The organism is Winogradskya consettensis (assembly GCF_018332715.1).
Taxonomy (GTDB): Bacteria; Actinomycetota; Actinomycetes; order Mycobacteriales; family Micromonosporaceae; genus Actinoplanes; species Actinoplanes consettensis.
On the sequence record NZ_BOQP01000046.1, the window covers coordinates 1 to 24,705 of the forward strand.

Genomic DNA, 24,705 nt, shown 5'->3' on the forward strand with positions numbered 1-24,705 from the left:
CCTGCCGCGCCGTCCTTGGCCCGCCATGCAGTCCCGGGCCCGCACCGCACCCGGTCAGCGTCGGGGCGCGGTGGTGGGGGTGGAATGGGGTGAGGGCGCGGGGCCGGGGGCTCGAGGGTGTGCTGGTCAGGGAGGCCAGGCTTGATTGAGTGTCGATAATCCGGCCGTGGAGCTTGATCGGCGGCTGGGATTTGAGCATCGGGGACGGCGGGCTCGATCCCGGGTGGTCTGATGCTGTGGGGGAGTATGCGGTCGGGCGGAGGGTGTGTCCGGTTTGGGAAGTGCTGGCGGGGAGAGTCTGGACACGGTTGGCTGGGGTCATGTGTCACTACGGGCGGGGATGGGACACAATGGCTTCCGTAGGAGGGGAGTATTCCCTCGCACCGGTGTCGTCAGCACGGTCAGCGTCCGCCAGGATGGGCCCGGGGCCGGTGGTTCTCACGATCGTGGTGAGAGCGGAAGAGACCTCCGACAGTTGCACGTCGCCGTGCCGGACCCCTTATCCGGTGTGGCGATGCCCCGTGCCTGCCGGAGGTTCTCGTTGAATATTTCTGCTTGGGTCTGGTTTGCGACCCTTGGTGCTTTGGTCGTCATGCTCGCCGTTGATCTGCTGATCGTCGGGCGGCGACCCCATGAGCCTTCGATGAAGGAGGCCGGTGGATGGGTTGCCTTCTACATCGGCCTGGCCATCGTTTTCGGGCTCGGGTTGTGGTTGACCGCCGGGTGGACGCCGGCCGCGGAGTTCTACACCGGCTGGCTGACCGAGTATTCGCTCAGCGTCGACAACCTCTTCGTCTTCATGATCATCATGGCTCGGTTCAGCGTGCCGCGGCGGTTCCAGCAGAAGGTGCTGCTCATCGGCATCGTGCTGGCGCTCGTCATGCGAGGTGCCTTCATTGCTGCCGGTGCCGCGCTGATCGAGCAGTTCTCGTGGGTGTTCTACATCTTCGGCATTTTCCTCGTCTACACCGCGGCCACGCTGCTGAAGAACGGTGACGAGGAGGAGGAGTTCAAGGAAAATCTGCTGATCCGCTGGGCGAAGCGGGTCTTCCCGCTGTCCAGCTCGTTCGACAGCGGCAAGATGACGGTGGTCACGGAGACGGGGAAGCGGCTGTTCACGCCGCTGCTGATCGTGATGATCGCGATCGGGACCACGGACCTGATCTTCGCGCTCGACTCGATCCCGGCGATCTTCGGCATCACCAAGGAGCCCTACCTGGTCTTCACCGCGAACGTGTTCGCGCTGATGGGGCTCCGGCAGCTGTACTTCCTGCTCGGCGGGCTGCTCGAGCGTCTCGTCTACCTCAACATCGGGCTGGCGTTCGTGCTCGCGTTCATCGGGGTCAAGTTGTTCCTCGAGGCGTTGCACACCAACACGCTGGCCTTCATCAACGATGGGCACGGCGTGCACTGGGCGCCGGAGATCCCGATCTGGCTCTCGCTGGTCGTGATTCTCGGCACGCTCGGCATCGCGACGGCGGCGAGCCTCGTGAAGTCCTCCCGGGATGCCAAACGAGAGCTGACCGACACCACGGTCTGAGGACAACAAAAACCGCCGGCTCGGGTACGCGTACCCGAGCCGGCGGTTTTTTGGTTTGTCAGCCCTGGTTCTTGCGGCGGGAAGCAGCGCGCCCACGGGTCTGCTGGTCGAGGACGACCTTGCGGATGCGGATCGCGGTCGGCGTGACCTCGACGCATTCGTCCTCGCGGCAGAACTCGAGGGACTGCTCCAGCGACAGCTTGCGCGGCGGGATCACCTTTTCGGTGTTGTCCGCGCTCGCGGCACGCATGTTGGTGAGCTTCTTCTCCTTGGTGATGTTGACGTCCATGTCGTCTTCGCGGCTGTTCTCGCCGACGATCATGCCCTCGTACACCTCGGTGGTGGGCTCGACGAACAGCGAGCCGCGCTCCTGGATGTTGATCATGGCGAACGGGGTGACCACACCGGCGCGGTCGGCGACCAGGGAGCCGTTCTGGCGGGTGCGCAACTCGCCGAACCAGGGCTCGTAGGCCTCGAACAGGTGGTGCATGATGCCCGTGCCGCGGGTCTCGGTGAGGAACTCGGTGCGGAAGCCGATCAGGCCGCGCGCCGGGACCAGCCACTCCATGCGGAGCCAGCCGGTGCCGTGGTTGATCAGCTCCTCCATGCGGCCCTTGCGGGTGGAGAGCAGGGTGGTGATGGCGCCCATGTACTCGTCGGGGGCGTCGATGGTGAGACGCTCGACCGGCTCGTGGAGCTTGCCGTCGATGGTCTTGGTGACCACCTGGGGCTTGCCGACGGTCAGCTCGTAGGACTCGCGGCGCATCTGCTCGACCAGGATGGCGAGGGCGAGCTCACCGCGGCCCTGGACCTCCCAGGCGTCGGGGCGCTCGGTGTTGAGGATGCGGAGCGAGACGTTACCGATCAGCTCCTTGTCGAGGCGGTCCTTGACCATGCGGGCGGTGACCTTGGCGCCCTTGACCTTGCCGACCAGCGGCGAGGTGTTGGTGCCCAGGACCATCGAGATGGCCGGCTCGTCGACGCTGATCAGCGGCAGGGGGATCGGGTTCTCGGCGTCGGCGAGGGTCTCACCGATCATGATGTCGGCGATGCCGGCGACGGCCATGATGTCGCCGGGGCCGGCGCTCTCGGCGGGCTTGCGGTCGAGGCCCTCGGTGATCAGCAGCTCGGAGATGCGCACGTTGCTGATCGTGCCGTCGGTCTTGCACCAGGCCACGGTCTGGCCCTTGCGGATCGTGCCCTCGTGGACGCGGCAGAGCGCGAGCCGGCCGAGGAAGTTGGACGCGTCGAGGTTGACGACGTGTGCCTGCAGGGGGGCGCCCTCGGTGTAGGTCGGGGCGGGGATGGTCTCGAGGATCGTGCTGAACAGCACCTCGAGGTCGGTCGCGTCCTCGGGGACGGTGCCGTCCTTGGGCTGGGTCAGCGAGGCGATGCCGTCGCGCGCGCACGCGTAGACGATCGGGAACTCGATCTGGTGCTCATCGGCGTCGAGGTCGAGGAAGAGCTCGTAGGTCTCGTCGACGACCTCCTTGATCCGGGCGTCGGGGCGGTCGACCTTGTTGATGATCAGGATGATCGGCAGCTTGGCCGCCAGCGCCTTGCGGAGCACGAACCGGGTCTGCGGCAGCGGGCCCTCGCTGGCGTCGACCAGCAGGGCGACGCCGTCGACCATGGTGAGGCCGCGCTCGACCTCACCACCGAAGTCGGCGTGGCCGGGGGTGTCGATGATGTTGATCGTGACAGGCTCGCCGTCGGCGGGCTTGTAGCTGATCGCCGTGTTCTTGGCGAGAATGGTGATGCCCTTTTCCCGCTCCAGGTCCATGGAGTCCATGGCGCGGTCGGCCATCTCGCCCCGTGCGTGGGACTGGCTCCCCTGGCGCAGCATGGCGTCGACCAGGGTTGTTTTGCCATGGTCGACGTGGGCGATGATGGCGACGTTGCGTAGGTCGGTGCGGGTCTGCATAGAGCTATTGTCCCCGGTCTGGGTTGCGATTGTCGCCCCGGGGTCGATCCCTGTGGGATAGCCGGAACCGGTTGCGGCACCTGTTCTTTATGTCCCGTTTGTCGGGCAGCGACGAGACCCCTCCGCTGTTAGCGTTCAGCCGTCGGATCGGCACCGCGGAAGGACCCCGTCGATGGATCGCAAGCTCTCGTGGGTTGCCGCCGGAATTGCCGCGATAGTGATGGTCGGCGGCTGTGGGCTGTTCCGCGACGACAGCGGGCCGGCCTCCTCGCTCGCCGGTCCCGTGGCCGAGACCGCGTCGATCGCAACGGCCTCGCCGACCGAGTCGATCTCGCCGGAACCGAAACCGAAACCGTCGCAGTCGCCGTCGAAATCCAAGAAGCCGAAGCCCAAGCCGTCGAAGACCTCGGCCACGCCGACCGAGGACCCCAACAACTTCCAGCTCCCGGCCTGTGCGAAGCACGAGGGCAAGCTGGTCTCCAAGAGCAAGGCCAAGACGGCGCTCAGGACAGCCGCGGCCAAGACCTACTGGCCGACCTCGGCGCCCGAGCTCAAGGTCCCCAGCCGGCTGGTGATCGCCACTGCCTGGCACGAGAGCGGCTGGCAGTCCGACGTCGTCAACTGTGACGGCGGCCGGGGCCTGATGCAGGTGATGCCCGATACGGAAGCCTTCATCAACAACCGCTTCGCGCAGACGTACGACAGTCACGACTACAAGCAGAACGCCGTGCTCGGCGCCAACTACCTGGCGTGGCTCACCAAGGTCTTCGGCGAGCTCTACTTCAAGAACACCTATGACCTGAGCCCGGCCAAGTGCAGATCGAAATCCGACATGTGCCTGCTCAACATGGTCATCTCCGGCTACAACGTGGGCCGGGGCCCGGTCGAGGAGGCGTACGCGTCCAAGAAGCTCCCCAACCCCGAATATGTCAGCACCGTCCGCTATCTGATGCTGTCCTGTTACTGCGACAAGTACTGACGGGCGCGGGCCGGAGCGCCTGCTCGCAGGACCGGGTCGGTGGGCCTGCCGGGGTCGGCGTATGATGTCAAGTGAACCCGAGGCTGTGCGCCGCTGCTCTTTGCGTCAGGACCGTTCTGTATTTCTGGACCGGTTCGTGTGTCAAGACCGGTTCGTGTGTCAGGACCGATGTGCGTTTTGACCTGTGAACGAGCGCAGTAGTAAAGTCTCGGGGTTGTCGTGCGTCGAGATGCTGGCGAGCTCCTGAATTTGGCCCGTGCAGCACACACTAAGGAGCTTTGCGTAATGCCGCCCAAGAAAAAGACCCATGAGGTAACCCTCGCGCTTGAGGCGGGTAACGCCGCGATGGTGGACCTCGGTAAGATGCTTGGCCCGACCGGTGCCAACATGCGTGCCGTCAAGCTGGAGTACGACGAGGCGACGTCGAAGAACCGTGGCGAGATCATCCCGGTCATCGTCAGCGTCTTCGAGGACCGCAGCCACCAGCTCGCCTACAAGACGCCGCCGACGAGCTTCCTGATCCGCAAGGCTCTGGGCATCCAGTCGGGCGCGTCCAACCCGCTGACGCAGACGGTGGGCACGCTGAGCAACGACCAGATCAAGGCGATCGCGGAGCGCAAGCTCCCCGACCTCAACGCCAACGACCTGGACGCCGCGATCAAGGTCGTGGCCGGCACCGCGCGCTCCATGGGCGTCAAGGTTCCGTGAGCACGCTCGCCTGAGCAGTAAAGCTTCGCCCGACGGCGCGGTTCCCTCCGGGGAGCCGCGCCGTCGGCGTTTCCGCACCCGGAGCACAAGGGCGCCGAGGGCCGACCTCGCCGTTCGACGACCCGCTGTGATGCTGGTCGTCCGTGCCTGCCCGCCTGACCAGGTGAAGCGTCCCTGGGCGGTCACTCTTCGACTGCGCCGCCTTTGCCGACGATGGTGTCGATGAGGCCGTAGGCCTTGGCCTCCTCGGCGGACAGGATGCGGCCCGCGGAGAGGTCGTCCTCGATCCGGCTGCGGGTCTGACCGGTCACCTCGACCAGGCGCAGGACGACTTCTTCCAGCTCTCTGAGGTGCTGACCGGCCGCCGCGGCGACCTCGTCGGCGGTGCCCATCACTCCGGCCGCGCGGGGCTCGGCCAGCCGGAAGCGCGCGTGTCTGTAGGCGGAGCGCTGCTGCGCGGCAGCCAGAACGGCGAGGACCGCGCCGCCGGCCTCGGACGTGACCACGGCGTGCACGGGAGCCGTCATCGCGTCGATCACGTCGATCACCGCGTGGGCCGCGTTGAGGTCGCCCGCGCCGCTGGCCACGTGGAGCTGGATCGGCTCCGGGCCGGAGGCGTCCAGGGTGAGCAGGGCGGCGGCGGTGCTGGAGGCCGTGTGCCCGGTCAACGAGCCTCTGATCATGACGATGCGCTGGTCGAAGAGGCGTTCCTCGAGCCAGCCGGGGATGCCGGGGCCCGCGCCGCCGGGGCTGCCGTTCGGCCACGGGCCGGGTGTCTGCCAGGGCTCGGGGGTGGCGGGCTGGGACGGCTGCCAGCGCACCCTGTCGTAGCGAGGATCCATCGCGACCTCCGGAGGGCTCGGGGTCCTCCGACTCTACGTTCGCCCCCACCGCCCCCAGCAACCGTTTCGCCGAAGGCTTACCAGCCCCGGGCGCGCCACTCCGGCAGGCTGGGACGTTCGGCGCCGAGGGTGGAGTCGTTGCCGTGACCGGGGTAGAACCAGGTGTCGTCGGGGAGCCGGTCGAACAGCTTGGTGGACACGTCGTTGATGAGCGACGTGAACTTGTCCTTGTCCCCGCCCGTGGCGCCGACGCCGCCGGGGAACAGGCTGTCCCCGGTCCACAGGTGAGCGATGCCGCCCGGCTCGCGGTAGAGCAGCACGATCGAGCCGGGGGTGTGCCCCACCACGTGGATCACTTCGAGGGTGCAGTCGCCGACGGTGATCGTGTCGCCGTCGTTGACCGTCTCGGTGACCACCGGGATCGCGGCCGCGTCGTCCGTGCCGGCGATGGAGCGGGCGCCCGTCGCGGAGACGATCTCCTTGAGCGCGCCGTGGTGGTCCCAGTGCTGGTGGGTGGTCACCACCGTGGTCAGGCCGGCGTCACCGATCAGGCGGAGCAGGACCGGGGCCTCGCTCGCTGCGTCGATCAGCAGCTGGCTGCCGTCGGACGCACAGCGCAGCAGATAGGCGTTGTTGTTGTGGGTGCCGACGGCGACCTTGGTGACCGTCAGGCCGGTCAGCTCGCGGATCGCCGGGGCCGAGCCCACGGTCACGTCTCCGGTGTAAGTCATGTCACTTCCATCTTCCTGGTACGGGCAGTTCTCCGTCGGGGGCGACCGTCAGGTCCGCGCCGTCGCCGCGGCCGGCCAGCCAGGCGGTGATCGAGCGGGTCGGGCCGCCGATCACCGGGGTCGTGCCGGTGGCCTCGCCGATGGTCAGCGCGTGGTCGGTGCCCTGCGGGCGCAGGATCATCGGGGTGCTCGCATGGGCGCCGCCGGTGACGATCTCGCGGAGCAGGCGCAGCGCGAATGCGTCGGACCAGTCCTGCGGGGTGTAGTCGCCGCCGAGGTCGACGTGGTGCACGGCGACCTCGCGCAGCCGGGCCCACGGGACCGCCGCCGCGGACTGGCCGGTGGAGGGCAGGACGAACGTCCACGCCTCGGCGGGCATCGCGGCGGCCGCGTCCGCGAACCGTTCGTGGGCTTCGCGGATGTCGTCGAGCTGCTCGGCGAGCGGGCGCCGGCGGCCCGCCTCGATTCCTTCGTCACGCGCGGTCGGCGACGCGTACTGGGGTGTCTCCACGCCGGTCCGCGCCCAGGTCAACAGGTTGGTGTAGGAGTCGGCGTTGCGGGCGACGTGGGTGAGCACGTGGCCGACCGTCCAGCCCGGCAGCAGGGCGGGTGCTCCCGGGTCGAGCTGCTCCGCGGTGCCGAGCAGCAGCTCGGTCGCCTGATCGACATCGGTCATGAGGACCAAGGGATCCATCGTCACGCCACGACCCTAGCGTCCGCGGCGGCCGGAATTCGCTTTCGCGGCGGTGGCGTCGTCCGTACCGTCGGAGCAGACGCGTCGAGAACAACCCGTGGAGGAGGTGGGATCCCGTGCTTGTCCGTGCGTCCCCTCTTCGATCCGGTATTTTTCGACACTAAGGGTTAACCATGTCCGACCTGCCCGCACTGGGTTGGGACGCGACTCTCGCGTCCGCATATCGTCCCTTCGACCGCTCCGACACGTGCGCGGGACGGGTTCTGCGCGCCGACCGTGGCGTCTGCACCGTGCTCACCGACGACGGCGTCGAGCGCGCCAGCCTGGCCGGCAATCTGCTGCTCAGCGCCGTGGGTGATCCCGCCGATCTGCCCTGCGCCGGTGACTGGGTGGTGCTGCGGCGCTGGCCCGACCGGCGAACCACCGTCGAGCTGGTGTTGCCGCGACGGACCGTGCTCATCCGGCGTACGGCTGACAAAGACTCCCGTGGCCAGGTCCTGGCCGCCAACATGGACACGGTCGCGGTTGTCGAACCACTGCACCCGATGCCGGACGACGCACGTGTCGAACGTCTCCTCGCTCTCGCGTTCGAGTCGGGGGCGCAACCACTGATCGTGCTTTCCAAGAGCGACACGTCGGGGGATCCGCAGGCGGTCGCGCGTCAGCTTTCCAAGATCGCTTCTGGGGTACGCGTCCAGCCCGTCAGCACCCGCACCGGCGCCGGCATCGCCGAGCTGCGCGAATACGTCACCGCGGGCCGGACCCTGGCGCTGCTGGGGCGCTCCGGCGCGGGCAAGTCGACGCTCGTCAACGCTCTCGCGGGGACGGACGTGATGGGCGTCCAGGAGATCCGTCGGGCGGACGGCAAGGGCCGGCACACCACCGCGTACAGAAATCTGGTCCTGATCCCTGGTGGGGGAGCCGTGCTGGACACACCCGGCATCCGTGGGGTCGGCCTGCTCGACACGGCCGGAGGTCTTGACCGGGCCTTCGCGGATGTCGCTGAGCTCGCCGAGCACTGCCGTTTCAGTGACTGTGGTCACGACGGCGAGCCGGGGTGCGCGATCCAGGACGCCCTCGCGGACGGCGATCTGACGCCCCGGCGATGGGAGAGCTGGCGCAAACTGCACCGCGAGGTCGCCGTCGAGAGCGGTCGCCGGGCCGTCCGGCTGGCCGGTGCCAACCGCCGTCGCCCGAGACGGTGACGCTGAGGAAACCCGGTCCTCTGGCAAGATGCCGGGATGCCCACGATCGAGGAAGAGGTCAGCCCGGCCCCCGCTGAGCAGCTGACACCCGAGCCACGCACCCGCCGTGGCCTCGGGAGTCTCTGGGCGCTGCTCAGCTATCCGGTGCTCGCTGTGGTCGTCATGATCCAGCTGTGGATCAGCCCATCGGGGCGGGTCCTCGCGTCGAACGACGACGACCACGGCTTCTTCCTGTTCGTGCTGGCGCACGGCGAGCGGGTCGTCTTCCACGGCGACAACCCGTTCTTCACCGACCGGATGAACGTGCCGGACGGCGTCAACCTGATGGCCAACACATCGGTGCTGGCACTGACCGTGCCTTTTGCCCCGATAACCCACTTCTTCGGCCCGGGGCTCTCGCTGGTCCTGCTGCTCACTCTCGGTCTGGCGGGCACGGCGGCGGCCTGGTGGTGGGTCTTCACCCGCCATCTCGTACGGTCCCGGCGCGCAGCCTGGATCGGCGGTTTGTGGTGTGGCTTCGCGCCCGCGATGGTGTCGCACGCCAACGGCCACCTCAACTTCGTGGCCCAGTTCGTCGTGCCCTTCATCGTGTGGCAGGTGCTGCGGCTGCGTGAGCCCGGGCGGATCGTGCGCGGCGGTGTCACCCTCGGGCTGCTGGTCGTGGTCCAGGTCTTCCTCAACGAAGAGGTCCTGCTCTTCACCGCGATGGCGCTGCTCGTCTTCGTCGTCGCCTACGCGTGCTTCAACCTGGCGCAGGCCCGCGACGTCGCGCGGCGGTTCCTGCTCGGGCTCGGTGTGGCGGGTGTCACCGCGCTGGCGCTCCTCGCGTACCCGTTGTGGTGGCAGTTCTCCGGGCCGCAGAGCTACAGCGGGCAGCCGTTCGAGCCGGGCAAGTTCGTCACCGACCTGTTCGCGATCGGTGCTTACGCGCGGCAGTCGCTGGCCGGCAACGGGGCCATCGCCCGGACCCTGAGCGTCAGCCCGACCGAGGACGACTCGTTCTGGGGCGTGCCGATGCTGGTCATGCTCGTGGTCTGCGGGGTGATGCTGTGGCGCAACCTCGCCGCCCGCGCCGCGATGATCGCGGGCTTCGTGCTGCTGATCGCCTCGCTCGGCCCGCGGTTGCGGGTAGGCGGCGTCGACACCGGCATCCCGATGCCGTTCGCGCTGGTCCAGCACGTCCCGATCATCGACCTGGTCAGCGTCACCCGGTTCGCGATGGTGCCCACCACGCTCATCGGCGTGCTGCTCGCGCTGGCCTGCGACCGGGTGCCCGCCCTCGGGCCGAGGCGCCAGGTCGCGTTCTGGCTCGGCATGGTCGCCGCCGTCGTCCCCGTGCTGCCCAAGCCGTTGCCGGTGGTCGACGCACCGCCGCTGCCGCCGTTCGTCGCGCAGGGCATCTGGCGGGAGTACGTCGACCAGGACGAGACCATCGTCACGGTGCCGCTGCCCGAGGTGACCACCGGGCGCACGGGGATGCGCTGGTTCGCGCTCACCGGCCTCGACTACCCCGTGCCGCGCGGATACTTCATGGGTCCGGCGAACTCGTCCGACCGCACCGGTTCGTGGAACGCCGCCCCGCGCCCCACCGCCGACCTGCTACGCATCGCGGGGGCGTACGGTCGGAGGCCGGTCATCAGCGAAGCCGACCGTTCGGCGGCGTTCGAGGACCTCGCCTACTGGCGTGCCTCCGTGGTGGTCCTCACCCCGGACGCGCCGAACCGTGAACTGATGGCCTCGATCCTCACCGAGCTGCTCGGGTTCGCGCCCAAGGAGGTCGGCGGCGTCCAGCTCTGGGACCTGCGGGGGATGCTTCACCCCACGGGATGACGATCGTTTACCCGACGGGGTGACGGGAATGACCGGCAGACCCGCGACGCTGTACCTCGCTGGCGGAAAAAATGTCGTACCCCGAACGTAGGGTGGCGGCGCCCATCGTCTTCACATAAACGGAGTGGCTGGCTGTGGCCGACCGACTGATTATTCGTGGCGCGCGCGAGCACAACCTGCGCGACGTCAACCTTGACCTGCCCCGTGACGCCATGATCGTGTTCACCGGGCTCAGCGGCTCGGGCAAGTCCAGCCTCGCCTTCGACACGATCTTCGCGGAGGGCCAGCGGCGCTACGTCGAGTCGCTCTCGTCGTACGCGAGGCAGTTCCTCGGGCAGATGGACAAGCCCGACGTCGACTTCATCGAGGGCCTCTCCCCGGCCGTCTCGATCGACCAGAAGTCGACCTCCCGCAACCCGCGGTCGACCGTCGGCACCATCACCGAGGTCTACGACTACCTGCGGCTGCTCTTCGCGCGCACGGGCATCCCGCACTGTCCGGTCTGTGGCGAGCTGATCAGCAAGCAGAGCCCGCAGCAGATCGTCGACCGGGTCATGGCGATGCCCGACGGCACCAAGTTCATGGTGCTCGCCCCGGTCGTGCGCGGCCGCAAGGGTGAGTACGTCGACCTCTTCGCCGAACTGCAGGCCAAGGGTTACGCGCGGGCCCGGGTCGACGGGGTGGTCCACCCGCTGACCGAGGTGCCGAAGCTCAAGAAGCAGGAGAAGCACACCATCGAGGTGGTGGTCGACCGGCTCAGCGTCAAGGCGTCCAGCAAGCAGCGCCTGACCGACTCGGTGGAGTCCGCGCTCGGCCTGGCCGGCGGCATCCTGCTGCTCGACTTCGTCGACCTGCCCGAGGACGACGCCAACCGCGAGCGGCTCTTCTCCGAGCACCTGGCCTGCCCCAACGAGCACCCCCTCGCGATCGAGGATCTCGAGCCGCGGGTCTTCTCCTTCAACGCGCCCTACGGCGCCTGCCCGGAATGCACCGGCCTGGGCACCAAGAAGGAGGTCGACCCCGAGCTGATCATCCCGGACGAGGAGCGCAGCCTGCGCGAGGGCGCGATCCAGCCCTGGTCCGGCGGTACGACGCTCGAATACTTCCTGCGCCTGCTCGAGGCGCTGGGCAAGGCCGAGGGCTTCAGCGTCGACACCCCGTGGCGGGCACTGCCCACCCGGGCGCAGAAGACCATCCTGTACGGCTCCGACGACCAGGTCCACGTCCGATACCGCAACAAGTACGGGCGCGAGCGCTCCTACTACACCGGTTTCGAAGGCGTCATGCAGTGGATCGAACGCCGGCACAACGACACCGAGAGTGACTGGTCGCGCGACAAGTACGAGGGCTACATGCGCGACATCCCCTGCCCGACCTGCGGCGGCACCCGCCTCAAGCCCGAGGTGCTGGCCGTCACGATCGACGGCAAGAGCATCGCCGAGGTCACCAACATGTCGATCGGCGACTGCGCCGAGCTGCTGTCCTCGATCGAGCTGGACGACCGGCAGAAGATGATCGCCGAGCGGGTGCTCAAGGAGATCAACGCGCGGCTGCAGTTCCTCGTCGACGTCGGCCTCGACTACCTGTCGCTCGACCGCGGCGCCGGCACGCTCTCGGGCGGCGAGGCGCAGCGCATCCGGCTCGCGACCCAGATCGGTTCCGGCCTGGTCGGCGTGCTCTACGTGCTGGACGAGCCGTCTATCGGCCTGCACCAGCGGGACAACCACCGGCTGATCGAGACGCTCGTGCGGCTCAAGAAGCTCGGCAACACCCTGATCGTGGTCGAGCACGACGAGGACACGATCCGCACCGCCGACTGGATCGTCGACATCGGGCCCGGCGCGGGCGAGCACGGCGGGCACATCGTGCACTCCGGCTCGGTGAAGGGGCTGCTGGCCAACAAGGAGTCGCCGACCGGGGCGTACCTCTCGGGTCGTAAGAAGATCCCGATGCCGCTCGTCCGCCGTCCGCAGGACCCGGGCCGGGAGCTGGTGGTGCAGGGCGCCCGCGAGCACAACCTGCGCAACCTCACCGTGCCGTTCCCGCTCGGGCAGTTCATCGCGGTGACCGGGGTCAGCGGCTCGGGCAAGTCCACACTGGTCAACGACATCCTCTACACCGTGCTGGCCAACCAGGTCAACGGCGCCCGGATGGTCCCCGGCCGGCACCTGCGCATCAGTGGCCTCGAGAACGTCGACAAGGTCGTCGGGGTGGACCAGTCCCCGATCGGCCGGACCCCGCGCTCCAACCCCGCTACCTACACCGGCGTCTTCGACCACGTCCGCAAGCTGTTCGCCGAGACGCCCGAGGCGAAGGTCCGCGGCTACGGCCCCGGCCGGTTCTCGTTCAACGTCAAGGGCGGCCGCTGCGAGAACTGCTCCGGCGACGGCACGATCAAGATCGAGATGAACTTCCTGCCCGACGTGTACGTGCCCTGCGAGGTCTGCAAGGGGGCGCGCTACAACCGGGAGACCCTCGAGGTCCACTACAAGGGCAAGACGATCTCCGAGGTGCTGGAGATGCCGATCGAGGAGGCCGCCGGGTTCTTCGAGGCCATCACGGGCATCCACCGGCACCTCAAGACGCTGGTCGACGTCGGCCTCGGCTACGTGCGGCTGGGGCAGAGCGCCCCGACGCTCTCCGGCGGCGAGGCGCAGCGCGTCAAGCTCGCCTCCGAGCTGCAGAAACGCTCCACCGGCCGGACCGTCTACGTCCTCGACGAGCCGACCACGGGCCTGCACTTCGAGGACATCCGCAAGCTGCTGCTCGTCCTCAACGGACTGGTCGACAAGGGCAACACGGTCATCACGATCGAGCACAACCTCGATGTGATCAAGAACGCCGACTGGCTGATCGACATGGGCCCCGAGGGCGGCAACAAGGGTGGCCTCGTGCTCGCCACCGGCACCCCCGAGGAGATCGCCGAGGTTCCCGGCAGTCACACCGGGCAGTACCTCCGCCCGATGCTGGAGCTCAAGGGCGAACCGGCCGGCTCCCCGGCGGCCGTCGCGCGGGCTGCCAAGGCCAACGGCGAGAAAGCCCCGGCCAAGGCGACGAAGCCACGGGCGCCCCGGGCGCGTACCAAAGCCGCGGTCTGATTTTTTCTTTGCGGCACGTCTGATTTTCTTTAAGACACAGGTAACTCACAGCAACAACGCACGTTCCTCCTCGCGAGGGACGTGCGTTGCTGCTTTCGGCCTGGTTCGGTGCGCTTGACCGCTCCTCACCGGGGAAACGTGCCGGAAATCTGCGGATCCGGACCGATAATTTCCTCGGTGGAGCATGAACCACATCGCCGGAGCGCGCGTATATCCAAGCAACGCCGTGTGACGTCATCACGCGGAACAGCGGGTAATCGAAGGGTTTGGCGAACAGATGACTGACGTGCAGACGAGGCCCGACACCGAGATCACGGGCACCGACGAGAAGGCCGCAGGCACCTCGACGGCCACCTCCCGGCGCGTCGTGCTCGTGGGCGCCGGAGCGCTCGGCGCCGGGTGCCTCCTCGCCGCCTGCGGCACCGACACCAGCACCAGCTCCGGGACCACCGGCTCCAACGGCGGCGACTTCAGCAACAACCCGGCCCCGGCCGGCAGCGCGACCGCGGACCCGGCCACCGGGGGCGACTCCTCGGGTGGCGGCGAGACTCTCGCGGCGGTCGCCGACGTGCCCGAGGGCGGCGGCATCATCAAGGGTGACTACGTCATCACGCAGCCCACGGCCGGCGAGTTCAAGGCCTTCAGCAAGATCTGCACGCACCAGGGCTGCCCGGTCAACAAGGTCGACGGCGGCCAGATCGCCTGCCCGTGCCACGGCAGCTTCTTCTCCATCAAAGACGGCTCGCCGACGGCCGGACCGGCCAAGAAGGCGCTGCCCGAGACCAAGGTCAAGGTGGACGGCGACAACATCGTCGCGGCGTAAGGATCATCGTCGCCGCGGGATGACCATCGTCACGGCGTGAGGACCTGGGACCGGCCATGACCCCTGCCGAGGTGGCCGGTCCCAATTTCTTCGTGCCTTCGGCGCTCTCGCGATCGCCGGGTGGCCGGAGGCCCGACGCCGTGGCGGCGGCAACGGGCCTCCGGTCCGGAAATCATGTCAGAGGGTCGCACTAGTGTGGAGTGGTGCCTGACCCGTCCAGCTACCGTCCGGCGCCCGGGACCATTCCGGACGCTCCCGGTGTCTACCGCTTCCGTGATCCGACCGGCCGCGTCATCTACGTCGGCAAGGCCAAGAGCCTGCGCAGCCGGCTGAATTCCTACTTCGCCGACACGTGGACCCTGCACGCGCGCACCCAGCAGATGGTCACCACGGCCTCCGCGGTGGACTGGGTGACCGTCGCCAGCGAGGTCGAAGCGCTGCAGCTCGAGTTCTCGTGGATCAAGGAGTTCGACCCCCGCTTCAACGTCAAGTACCGCGACGACAAGTCCTACCCGTTCCTCGCCGTCACGCTGAACGAGGAATACCCGCGCCTGCAGGTCATGCGGGGCGCCAAGCGCAAGGGCGTCCGTTACTTCGGGCCGTACAGTCATGCCTGGGCGATCCGGGAAACCCTGGATCTCCTCCTGCGGGTCTTCCCGGCCCGCACCTGCTCGGCCGGCGTCTTCAAGCGGTCCGGCCAGATCGGCCGCCCCTGCCTGCTCGGCTATATCGGCAAATGCTCCGCACCCTGCGTCGGCACGGTCAGCGCCGAGCAGCACCGCGCCATCGTCGACGACTTCTGCGACTTCATGGCCGGGCGCACCGACGCCTTCGTCAAACGCCTCGAGCGCGACATGCTCGACGCCTCCGAGCAGCTCGAATTCGAAAAAGCGGCCCGCCTGCGCGACGACATCGCCGCCCTGCGCAAAGCCATGGAGAAGCAGACCGTCGTCCTCGGCGACGGCACCGACGCCGACGTGGTCGCCTTCGCCGAGGACCCCCTCGAAGCCGCCGTCCAGGTCTTCCACGTCCGCGACGGCCGGGTCCGGGGCCAGCGCGGCTGGGTCGTCGACAAGGTCGAGGATCTCACCACCGGCGACCTCGTCCACCACTTCTGCACCCAGGTCTACGGCGACGAGCACGGCGAGAACGACGTCCCCCGCGAGCTGCTCGTCCCCGAGCTCCCCCCGGACCACGTCGCCCTGGAGAACTGGCTCTCCGAGCACCGCGGCAGCCGCGTCTCCCTGCGCGTCCCGCAACGCGGCGACAAACGCTCCCTGCTCGAAACGGTCGCCCGCAACGCCGCCGAGTCCCTCCAGCGCCACAAACTGCGCCGCGCCGGCGACCTCACCACCCGCAGCAAGGCCCTCGACGAGATCGCCGAAGCCCTCGCCATGGACTCCGCCCCGCTGCGCATCGAATGCTTCGACGTCTCCCACATCCAGGGCACCGACGTCGTCGCCAGCATGGTCGTCTTCGAGGACGGCCTGCCCCGCAAGAGTGAATACCGCCGCTTCTCGGTCCGCGGCAACCCCGACGGCACCGGCCTCGACGACCTCGCCGCCATGAGCGAGGTCATGCGCCGCCGCTTCGGCCGCTACAAAGCCCAGCCCGATCTTGTTGGCCAGCCCGATCTTGTTGCCCCGGCCCCTTCCGGTGACGACGAGGAGATCGCCACCAACGAGCTGCCCGGCATCGACCCGCTCACCGGCAAGCCACGCCGCTTCGCCTACCCGCCACAGCTCGTCGTGGTCGACGGCGGGCAGCCGCAGGTCAACGCGGTGGCCGCGGTGCTGTCCGACCTGGGGATCACCGACGTCGCGCTGTGCGGGCTGGCCAAGCGGCTCGAGGAGGTGTGGGTCCCGGGCGAGGACTTCCCGGTCATCCTCCCGCGCACATCAGAATCCCTCTACCTGCTCCAACGGGTACGCGACGAGGCGCACCGCTTCGCCATCACCTTCCACCGGGAGCGGCGCTCCAAGCGGATGACTGCTTCCGCGCTCGACAACGTCCCCGGGCTGGGGGAGACGCGGCGCAAGGCGCTGCTCCGGCACTTCGGCTCCCTCAAGAAGCTCGGCCAGGCCACGCCGGAGGAGATCACCGAGGTCCCCGGCATCGGCCGCCGGACCGCCGAGGCCGTTCTCGCCTCGCTCGCGGGCGACGCGCCCAAGCCGGGCTCTGACATGCCATCGGCCGGGGAGGCGACGAACGGCGACGACGGTGCGGTGGGTGGCGCCGGGCGGACGAAGGCTGGGGCCAACAGAACGAGGGTTGCCCGGCCATCGGTGCCACCACCGGCACCCGTCCCCGTCATTGCCGAGGACCAACCGGTCCCGCACGCCGTCGAGGCCGCCGACGGTGAGAGCTGAGGGTCGCTGCGGGCGTGAGCTGAGGATCGTTGACGGTGAGGGTTGAAGGTCGTCGCGGGCGATGAGGTGACCGCCGTCGACCGCTAGGGCCGAAGGCCGCTGACGGTGAGGGTCGAGGGCCGCCGCGGGCGGGGGTGACCGTTGCCGACCGCGAGGGCTGAGAGCTGACGCGGGCGCCGTCCAGGCTATCGGCTGAGGGTGCCGGGTTCCGGGGTGGCGTGGGCCCGATGGTGGGGGCGGGGCCGTTGCTGTGGTTGCTGTGTGGCGTTGGTTCGATACGGGTGGTGAGCTGGGCGTACGGAATAGGGATGTCGGGTTTTGCCGTTGAGGCGGTGGGTGGGAAACGCGGCGGTGTGATCTCGGGCGGGCGGTTTGGTCGATCGGGTAGCGGACATCATGTCCGGCGGCCAAGGGTGGTCGCTTCGGCCTAGGATGCAGTGTCCACCCGCGGCGGGTGACCTTCTCGGGTGGCTCAAGCTCAGGGTGGATCACGCTGAGGGTGGCTCATGCTCAGGGTGGCTCACGCTCCGGGTGGGTGGCTCACAGCGAATGCGCGCCCGGGTAGCAAGGCCTGGGTAGCAAGGCCTGGGTAGCAAGGCCTGGGTAGCAAGGCCTGGGTAGCAAGGCCCGGGTCGCAAGGCTGCGGTGAGTAACGCCCGGGTGAGCAAGGCGCGGGTGAGTAACGCTGCGGTGAGTAACGCCGGGGTGGGTAGGGCCGGGTGGGCCGGCAGTCATAGCGGGTAGCAGTTTCGTCCAGGAGGAAGTGCGTGACCGAGTCGATGCCGGAGTTCGCTCCGGAGCCGGCGCCGGACGAGGAGAGTGTCGACCTCGTGGTGGTGACCGGGGTTTCCGGTGGTGGCCGTAGTACGGTCGCCCGTGCCCTGGAGAACGTCGGCTTCTATGTCGTCGACAATCTGCCCCAGGCGTTGATGCTGGACATGGCCCAGTTGGCGTTCGCCGCCGGTGGGGCTGCCCGGCGTACGGCCATGGTGCTGGATGTGCGGAGCCGGGCGTTCTCGACCGACCTGGCCGGGGCCGTGCGGGTGCTCAAGGAGCGCGGTTTCCTGCCCCGGGTCGTGTTCGTCGACGCCGATGACGAGGTGCTGATCCGCCGGTTCGAGTCGGTGCGCCGGTCGCATCCGTTGCAGGGTGACGGACGGTTGTCGGACGGTATCGCCGCGGAACGGAAGTTGCTCGAGGAGGCGCGCGAGCAGGCTGACGTGATCATTGACACCAGCCACCTGAACGTGAACCAGCTCCGGCGGCGGGTGGAGGAGTTGTTCGGCGGGGAGGATGCGCGCCGGCTGCGGATCACCGTGCTGTCGTTCGGCTTCAAGTACGGGCTGCCGCCGGACGCCGATTATGTGCTGGACGCCCGGTTCCTCCCGAACCCGTTCTGGGTGCCGGAGTTGCGGGAGCACACCGGTCTGGAGGAGGGCGTCAGCAACTACGTCCTCGGCCAGGAGGGCGCCAACGACTTCGTGGGCACCTACGCGGGCCTGATCGCCGCCACCGCGCCGGGGTTCGAGCGGGAGGGTAAGCGCTACCTGACCGTCGCCGTGGGCTGCACCGGCGGGAAGCACCGCAGCGTCGCTATCGCCGAGGAGTTGACCTCCCGCCTGCGCGACATCCGCCTGTCCGCCCACTCGTCCCACCGCGACCTGGGCCGCGAATGAGGCCCATCAAGGTGGTCGCGTTCGGCGGCGGGCACGGGCTGGCGGCGTCGCTGCGAGGGCTTCGTCACTGCGAGCCGGCGCTCGACCTCGACATTACCGCCGTTGTCACGGTGGGTGACAACGGTGGTTCCAGCGGGCGGCTGCGTGCCGAGCGGGACGCCCAGCTCCCACCGGGTGATCTGCGGATGGCGCTGGCGGCGCTCGCCGACGAGGAGCCGGGGCATCAGAGCACCGTCAAGCTGATGCAGCACCGGTTCGCCCCGATAAACAACCCGGACCGCCGGCAGAGCGACGTGGATCGCCGGACCGGCTCGTACGACCCGCTCGCGGGTCACGCCGTCGGGAACCTGCTGCTGCTCGGGCTGATGGAGCTCACCGGCGATCCGGTCGAGGCACTGCAGCACGCCGGGTGGATGGTCGGTGCCAGGGGGAAGGTCCTGCCCATGGCCTGCCACGCGGTCGGGATCGAGGCCGACGTCCGTGGGGGAGACCCCGCGCTGCCCGACGATGTGGTCACGGTGAGTGGTCAGCATGCGGTCGCCGTCACGAACGGTCACGTGGAGAACGTACGCATAGTGCCTGCTTCTCCGCCTGCCTGCCCCGACGCGCTGGACGCCATCCGTGACGCCGACTGGCTGATCTTCGGACCGGGGAGCTGGTACACGAGCGTGCTCCCGCATCTCCTCGTGCCCGAGCTGGCGGAGGCGATCGTGGCGAGCCCGGCGCGGCGGCTGGTGACCCTGAACCTCGCGGCCGACAACGAGACGGCCGGGTTGTCGGTGGCCGATCACCTGGCGGCGCTGCACTGGTACCTTCCGGCGCTGCGGGTGGACACCGTGCTCGCCGACGCCAAGTGGGTGGGGGAGCCGGATCCGGTGCACCGCGCGGCCGAGGCACTGGGGGCCCGGTTGGTCCTCGCGCCACTCGCCGTGGCCGATGGCAGTCCCAAGCATGATCCTGAGTCGTTGGGCACAGCACTGGTGCCGGTACTCGGAGTCGATCGTTAAAGCAACTGGCGTACCGCGATACAAGCAAGAGGTGACTTCGAGATGGCGATGACGGCAGCGGTCAAGGACGAGCTGAGCCGGGTCGACGTACCCAAGCCGTGCTGCCGCCGTGCGGAGATGGCCGCCCTGCTGCGTTTCGCCGGCGGGCTGCACATCGTCTCCGGCCGGGTGGTCGTCGAGGCGGAGCTGGACACCGGCGCGGTCGCGCGGCGCCTGCGGCGGGAGATCGCCGACGTGTACGGCTACCCGAGCGAGGTGCACGTCCTCGCATCGGGCGGCCTGCGCAAGGGCAGCCACTACATCGTCCGCATCGTGAAGGACGGCGAGGCGCTGGCACGTCAGACGGGCCTGCTCGACGTCCGCGGCCGCCCGGTGCGGGGCCTGCCCCCGCACGTGGTCTCGGCGAACGTCTGCTGCGCGGTCGCCGCGTGGCGGGGCGCGTTCATGGCCCACGGCTCGCTCACGGAGCCCGGCCGCTCCAGCGCGCTGGAGATCACCTGCCCGGGTCCCGAAGCGGCGCTGGCCCTGCGCGGCGCCGCCCGCCGCATCGGCATCACCGCCAAGGAGCGCGAGGTCCGCGGCGTCGACCGGGTGGTGATCAAGGACGGAGACGCGATCGCGGCGCTCCTCACCCGCATAGGAGCGCACTCCAGCGTGCTCGCCTGGGAGGAGCGACGGGTACGCCGTGAGGTCCGCGCCACCGCGAACCGCCTCGCCAACTTCGACGACGCCAACCTCCGCCGCTCCGCGCGGGCCGCCGTGGCCGCCGCCGCCCGGGTCACCCGGGCCCTGGAGATCCTCGCCGAGGAGGCCCCGAACCACCTGACGTCCGCCGGGCAGCTGCGCCTCGAGCACCGCCAGGCGAGCCTGGAGGAGCTGGGCGCCCTCGCCGACCCGCCGCTGACGAAGGACGCGATCGCCGGGCGCATCCGCCGGCTGCTCGCCCTCGCCGACAAGCGCGCCCGCGACCTGGGCATCCCCGACACCGAGGCCGCGGTCACCCCCGAGATGATGGCCTGCTGACGGCTCAGCCGGTGCGGCGGTTGAGCAGGACGCGGCCGAGCAGCAGGGTGCCCACGCCCGCGATGACGACGCTGAGCAGGCCGACGCGCAGGCTGGAGTGATCGGCGACCAGGCCGACCAGTGGGGGTGAGGCCAGGAAGCCGATCCGCAGCACCCAGCTCACCACCGTCAGCCCCAGCCCGGACGGCAGCCCCGGCAGCTCGTCAGCGGTGTGCATCGCGGCCGGGACCAGCGTCGCCGTGCCCAGCCCCGCCAGGGCGAACCCCACCAGCGCCGACCCCACCGACGGGAAGGCGAGCGCGAACCCCATCCCCGCTGCCGCCACCGCACCGCCGATCCGGGTGACGGTGCGCTGGCCGAAGCGGTCCACGAGACGGTCACCGAGCAGGCGCCCGGCGGTCATGGCGACCTGCAGGGCCACGAACGCGAGACCCGCCACGGCCGCGGTGGCCCCGATGTCCTCCGTCATGAACAGCGCGCCCCAGGATGCCCCGGCGTCCTCCACCAGCGCGCCGAAGAGCGCCAGCAGCCCGAGAGCCGCCAGCATCCAGACCGCGGCCCGGGCGAAGGACCTACCCGCAGCGGCTGCCGGCCGTTCCGCCTCGTCGGGCCCACGCAGCAGATATCGGTACGCCGCGAGCGCCACGATGCTGAACAGCACTCCCGCCACGACCAGGTGGATCAGCAACGGGACGTGCAGACCCGCGGCCGCCGAGCCCATCAGGCCGCCGAGCACGGCGCCGATGCTCCACACGCCGTGGAAGGAGTTGACGATCGAGCGGCCGTAGATGCGCTGGACGCGCAGGCCGTGGGCGTTCTGGGCGACGTCCACGACGGCGTCCGCGGCGCCCGAGCAGAACAGGACCACGGCCAGCAGCCACCAGCTGGGGGCGACGGCGACCAGCAGGAACGCCGTCGCGATCAGCGGGATGCCGAACGACGCCGTGCGTGCCGAGCCGAGCACCCGGATCGCCAGCGGCGCGAACAGACCGCCGGTGAGCGCGCCCAGCGGTCCGGCCGCGAGGGCCGTGCCGAACAGCGCGTTGCTGAGGTCCAGGTGCTCCTTGACCTCGGGATAGCGAGGGACGACGTTGGCGAACAGCGCGCCGTTGGTGAGGAAGACGGCGGCGACGGCCGCCCGGGCGCGCCGGGCCCCGAGCGGCACAGCGACAGCGGCAGTGGTCATGAGAAGCGGGACACCGCGTCGCGGACCTGCGGCTCCGTGACCGGGCAGCCGGGGAAGCGGGAGAGCCGCAGCAGGGGGATGGCCCGCATCATCTGGCCGTTCTTCGGGTCGAACAGCATGGCGTTGAACGGGCCGTCGCCGAGCTGGTCGCGCAGCCACGCGCCCGCCGAAGGGTGGGCGAGCCAGCCGTCGACCGTCGACTCGGCGGTCAGCGGGGTGGTCACCTCGTCACCTGTGAGGGTGATCGTGGCCCGCAGGCGGATGTCGCGGGACGAGGAGCCGACCCGGATGCCGAACTCGCCGCCCTCGACCGTCCAGTCGCGCAGCGCCGGGTGCCAGAACGCGAACGCGCGCCGGTCCAGCTCCACGGTGACCTGCCTGCTCTCCCCGGGCGCGAGGCTGACCTGGGCGAACCCGCGCAGCTCCTGCTCGGGCCGGTAGACGCTGGCCTGCGGGTCGGTGACGTAGACCTGAACGGTCTCGGTGCCGGGCCGGGCTCCGCTGTTGGTCACCGTGAGGGAGACCCGCGCGGTGTCGCTCCCGGTCGTCACTTCCAGATCTGCGTACGCGAACGAGGTGTACGAGAGCCCGTGCCCGAACGGGTACGCGACCTCGAGCCGGTGCGCGTCGTACCAGCGGTAGCCGATGAGCAGCCCTTCGCCGTACCGGACGTGGCCCGCCTCGCCGGGGAACGCGCCGACGGTCGGGTTGTCCTCGTAGCGCACGGGGACCGTCTCGGCGAGCTTCCCGGCAGGGTTGGTCACGCCGAGCAGCAGGTCCGCGGTGGCGCTGCCGCCGGCCTGGCCGAGCAGCCAGCCCTCGAGGATCGCGCCGGCCCGGTCCTGCCAGGGCGCGACGGTGACGACCGAGCCGTTGGAGAGCACCACGACCACGTTGTCGTTGACGTCGGCCACGGCGTTCAGCAGGTCGGTCTGGTGCTGCGGCAGGTCCATGTGGTCGCGGTCGTAGCCCTCCGACTCGTACGACGGCGGCAGCCCCAGGAACACCACGGCGACGCCGGCGTCACGGGCGGCGGCGGCGGCCTCCTCGACCAGCGCCGGGTCGGCCTCCTCGGACTCGATGACGAAGCCGGGCGCGAACACGACGTCGCGGGCGGCCCGGAGCGCGTCCAGGGCGGAGTCGACGCGGGTCGGGTTGACCTGCGACGAGCCGGCGCCCTGGAAACGCGGCGACCGGGCGAACTCCCCGATCACCGCGATCGTGCCGGTGGCGGCCAGGGGGAGCAGGTCGCCGTCGTTCTTGAGCAGCACGGCGCTCGCGGCGGCGGCCTCGCGGGCGAGTTCGTGGTGCGCGTCGGCGTCGAAGGTCTGACCGGGGGTGAGCGCGGGCAGGGACTTGTTCACCAGCTCGAGCACGCGGGTCACGGCGAGGTCGACGTCCTTCTCGCTGAGCGTGCCCGCCTTGACCGCGGCGAGGATCGTCGCCGTGCCGCCACCACCGGAGGAGGGCATCTCCAGGTCGAGCCCGGCATGGACACCCGCGTCGCGCTGGTTGACCGCGCCCCAGTCGGAGACGACCAGGCCCCGGTACCCCCACTCGTCGCGGAGCACGTCGGTCAGCAGCCAGCGGTCCTCGCTCGCGTACACCCCGTTGATCCGGTTGTAGGAGCACATGACGGTCCACGGCTGGGCGCCGGTGACGACCCGCTCGAACGCGGGCAGGTAGATCTCGCGCAGCGTGCGCTCGTCGACGTCGGCGGAGACCGTCATCCGGTCGGTCTCCTGGTTGTTGGCGGCGAAGTGCTTCAGCGACGTGCCGACGCCCTCGCTCTGCACGCCGTTGACCAGCGCTGTCCCGAGAACACCGGCGAGCGCCGGGTCCTCGGAGAAATACTCGAAGTTGCGGCCGCAGAGCGGGGAGCGCTTCATGTTGATGCCGGGGCCGAGCAGCACCGCGACCTCCTCCGCGCGGCACTCGCGGCCCAGCGCGGCGCCGATGCGCTCCAGCAGCTCCGGGTTCCAGGTGGAGGCGAGGCCCGCGGCGGGCGGGAAGCAGGTGGCCGGCACGCTGCCGTGCAGCCCGAGATGGTCGCCCTCGCCGGACTGCTTGCGCAGCCCGTGGGGACCGTCGGTGACCATCACCGCGGGGATGCCGAGCCGCTCGACCCCCTGCGTGTGCCAGAAGTCGGAGCCGTCGAGCAGACCGGCTTTCTCCTCCGGCGTGAGAGCGGTCAACAGGGTCGGGATGTCCAGCTGCGGGACGGCATCAGCACTCATGTTTCCAAGGTAACGCCGAAAACCTCCGTGCGGAAGTTTTTGAGAACTACGATGACCGCGTGACCCAAGAACTTCAGCGCCGCGGCTCGTACGAGAAGGGCGTCCGGCGCCGGCAGGAGATCCTGGACCGGGCCATCGAGGTCTTCGCCGAGCGTGGCGCCCAGGGCACGTCGCTGCGCGCGATCGGGGAGGCGATCGGGGTCTCGCACGCGGCGCTCAAGCACTACTTCGACTCCCGCGAGGAGCTGCTGATCGAGGTCTACCGGGCCGCCGAGGAGCGCTCCACGCTCGGTGATCCCCCGGTGGGCACGACCGGCCCGGTCGGCCTGATGACCCATGCGGCGCGGCGCAACCACGGGGTGCCGGGGCTGGTGCAGCTCTATTCGACCCTGGTGGCCGGTGCCCTGGAGAACGGGCATGACGCTGCCCGCTCCTTCTTCTCGGCCCGCTTCCGCGACCTGCGTGGTCTTCTGGCGGATCGCGTACGCGAGGAGCAGCGCGACGGTCACATCCGCGCCGATATCACCCCGGACGCCGCAGCCGCATTGATCATCGCGGCGTCGGACGGTCTGCAGACCCAGTGGCTCCTCGACCCCTCCGTCGACATCGAGGAGTCGTTGTCCTTGCTGGAGTCCCTACTGCAAGGGCCGGTGCGGTCGTAAAACCGTATGTGCGTACCGTAGGGATATTTTTTTGATGTCACCCTGAAGTAACGATCAGGTAGCGCCCCAGCAGCGACGTCTCGATCCTCCTCGGCTAGGGTCTTGGTGACGGCGACGGAGCCGGGCAGGACGGCCGACGCGGGTTTCTGGGGTCGGCACGAAGACCTCCGC

Annotated in this window: 18 protein-coding genes; 12 read left to right on the forward strand and 6 right to left on the reverse strand. The window is 69.3% G+C overall.

Annotated features, from left to right (window positions below; genetic code table 11):
* Positions 1 to 541: 541 nt before the first annotated feature.
* Positions 542 to 1,540 carry a TerC family protein gene (locus tag Aco04nite_RS36945; protein ID WP_213001891.1) on the forward strand — a complete coding sequence of 333 codons (999 nt, stop codon included), beginning with the start codon at positions 542 to 544 and terminating at the stop codon, positions 1,538 to 1,540.
* A gap of 58 nt (positions 1,541 to 1,598) precedes the next feature.
* Here the strand turns inward: Aco04nite_RS36945 and typA are convergent, their stop codons facing one another.
* The gene (gene typA / locus Aco04nite_RS36950) at positions 1,599 to 3,464 is read right to left on the reverse strand and encodes a translational GTPase TypA (RefSeq protein WP_213001892.1); all 1,866 of its coding nucleotides are present in this window, start codon (positions 3,462 to 3,464) and stop codon (positions 1,599 to 1,601) included.
* A gap of 172 nt (positions 3,465 to 3,636) precedes the next feature.
* Here typA and Aco04nite_RS36955 point away from each other — a divergent pair, with 172 nt between their 5' ends.
* Both Aco04nite_RS36955 and Aco04nite_RS36960 read left to right on the forward strand, forming a co-directional pair.
* A complete protein-coding gene (locus Aco04nite_RS36955; RefSeq protein WP_213001893.1) occupies positions 3,637 to 4,443 on the forward strand; it encodes a lytic transglycosylase domain-containing protein in 807 nt (268 codons plus the stop codon).
* A 285-nt stretch (positions 4,444 to 4,728) separates the two neighbouring features.
* Complete coding sequence (locus Aco04nite_RS36960) at positions 4,729 to 5,151, forward strand: uL11 family ribosomal protein (RefSeq protein ID WP_203834598.1); 423 nt, start codon at positions 4,729 to 4,731, stop codon at positions 5,149 to 5,151.
* A 182-nt stretch (positions 5,152 to 5,333) separates the two neighbouring features.
* Here the strand turns inward: Aco04nite_RS36960 and Aco04nite_RS36965 are convergent, their stop codons facing one another.
* The 3 genes from Aco04nite_RS36965 to Aco04nite_RS36975 all read right to left on the reverse strand — a co-directional run bounded on the left by Aco04nite_RS36965 (position 5,334) and on the right by Aco04nite_RS36975 (position 7,424).
* Complete coding sequence (locus Aco04nite_RS36965; RefSeq protein ID WP_213001894.1) at positions 5,334 to 5,993, reverse strand: ATP-dependent Clp protease proteolytic subunit; 660 nt, start codon at positions 5,991 to 5,993, stop codon at positions 5,334 to 5,336.
* A gap of 77 nt (positions 5,994 to 6,070) precedes the next feature.
* Entirely contained in the window at positions 6,071 to 6,724 is a 654-nt protein-coding gene (locus Aco04nite_RS36970) for an MBL fold metallo-hydrolase (RefSeq protein ID WP_213001895.1), read from the reverse strand.
* Between the two features lies 1 nt (position 6,725).
* Positions 6,726 to 7,424 (reverse strand): maleylpyruvate isomerase N-terminal domain-containing protein, encoded by a 699-nt coding sequence (locus Aco04nite_RS36975; protein WP_213001896.1) that lies wholly within the window; start codon positions 7,422 to 7,424, stop codon positions 6,726 to 6,728.
* Between the two features lie 167 nt (positions 7,425 to 7,591).
* On the opposite strand from Aco04nite_RS36975, the gene rsgA reads away from it, so the two are divergent.
* The 8 genes from rsgA to whiA all read left to right on the forward strand — a co-directional run bounded on the left by rsgA (position 7,592) and on the right by whiA (position 20,449).
* Positions 7,592 to 8,623, forward strand: coding sequence for a ribosome small subunit-dependent GTPase A (rsgA, locus tag Aco04nite_RS36980; RefSeq protein WP_213001897.1), 1,032 nt, complete (start codon positions 7,592 to 7,594; stop codon positions 8,621 to 8,623).
* A 36-nt stretch (positions 8,624 to 8,659) separates the two neighbouring features.
* On the forward strand, positions 8,660 to 10,453 hold the full coding sequence (locus Aco04nite_RS36985; protein ID WP_213001898.1) for a hypothetical protein: 1,794 nt from the start codon (positions 8,660 to 8,662) through the stop codon (positions 10,451 to 10,453).
* A gap of 134 nt (positions 10,454 to 10,587) precedes the next feature.
* Positions 10,588 to 13,551: an excinuclease ABC subunit UvrA gene (gene uvrA, locus Aco04nite_RS36990; protein ID WP_213001899.1), complete on the forward strand. Its 2,964-nt coding sequence runs from the start codon at positions 10,588 to 10,590 to the stop codon at positions 13,549 to 13,551.
* Between the two features lie 277 nt (positions 13,552 to 13,828).
* Positions 13,829 to 14,374, forward strand: a complete 546-nt coding sequence (locus Aco04nite_RS36995; protein ID WP_213001900.1) for a Rieske (2Fe-2S) protein — start codon at positions 13,829 to 13,831, stop codon at positions 14,372 to 14,374.
* A 203-nt stretch (positions 14,375 to 14,577) separates the two neighbouring features.
* Complete coding sequence (gene uvrC, locus Aco04nite_RS37000) at positions 14,578 to 16,743, forward strand: excinuclease ABC subunit UvrC (RefSeq protein ID WP_244876575.1); 2,166 nt, start codon at positions 14,578 to 14,580, stop codon at positions 16,741 to 16,743.
* 779 nt (positions 16,744 to 17,522) lie between these two features.
* Entirely contained in the window at positions 17,523 to 18,419 is an 897-nt protein-coding gene (gene rapZ / locus Aco04nite_RS37005; RefSeq protein ID WP_213002063.1) for an RNase adapter RapZ, read from the forward strand.
* Positions 18,416 to 19,426: a gluconeogenesis factor YvcK family protein gene (locus tag Aco04nite_RS37010; protein WP_213001901.1), complete on the forward strand. Its 1,011-nt coding sequence runs from the start codon at positions 18,416 to 18,418 to the stop codon at positions 19,424 to 19,426. The genes rapZ and Aco04nite_RS37010 overlap by 4 nt, the downstream gene beginning before the upstream one ends.
* Before the next feature lie 42 nt (positions 19,427 to 19,468).
* Positions 19,469 to 20,449: a DNA-binding protein WhiA gene (whiA, locus tag Aco04nite_RS37015; protein ID WP_203834589.1), complete on the forward strand. Its 981-nt coding sequence runs from the start codon at positions 19,469 to 19,471 to the stop codon at positions 20,447 to 20,449.
* A gap of 4 nt (positions 20,450 to 20,453) precedes the next feature.
* Here whiA and Aco04nite_RS37020 read toward each other — a convergent pair whose 3' ends face one another.
* Both Aco04nite_RS37020 and Aco04nite_RS37025 read right to left on the reverse strand, forming a co-directional pair.
* Positions 20,454 to 21,635, reverse strand: a complete 1,182-nt coding sequence (locus Aco04nite_RS37020) for an MFS transporter (RefSeq protein ID WP_213001902.1) — start codon at positions 21,633 to 21,635, stop codon at positions 20,454 to 20,456.
* Positions 21,632 to 23,872: a glycoside hydrolase family 3 C-terminal domain-containing protein gene (locus tag Aco04nite_RS37025; RefSeq protein WP_213001903.1), complete on the reverse strand. Its 2,241-nt coding sequence runs from the start codon at positions 23,870 to 23,872 to the stop codon at positions 21,632 to 21,634. The genes Aco04nite_RS37020 and Aco04nite_RS37025 overlap by 4 nt, the downstream gene beginning before the upstream one ends.
* A 59-nt stretch (positions 23,873 to 23,931) precedes the next feature.
* Here Aco04nite_RS37025 and Aco04nite_RS37030 point away from each other — a divergent pair, with 59 nt between their 5' ends.
* The gene (locus tag Aco04nite_RS37030; RefSeq protein ID WP_213001904.1) at positions 23,932 to 24,534 is read left to right on the forward strand and encodes a TetR/AcrR family transcriptional regulator; all 603 of its coding nucleotides are present in this window, start codon (positions 23,932 to 23,934) and stop codon (positions 24,532 to 24,534) included.
* The last annotated feature ends 171 nt before the right edge of the window (positions 24,535 to 24,705 follow it).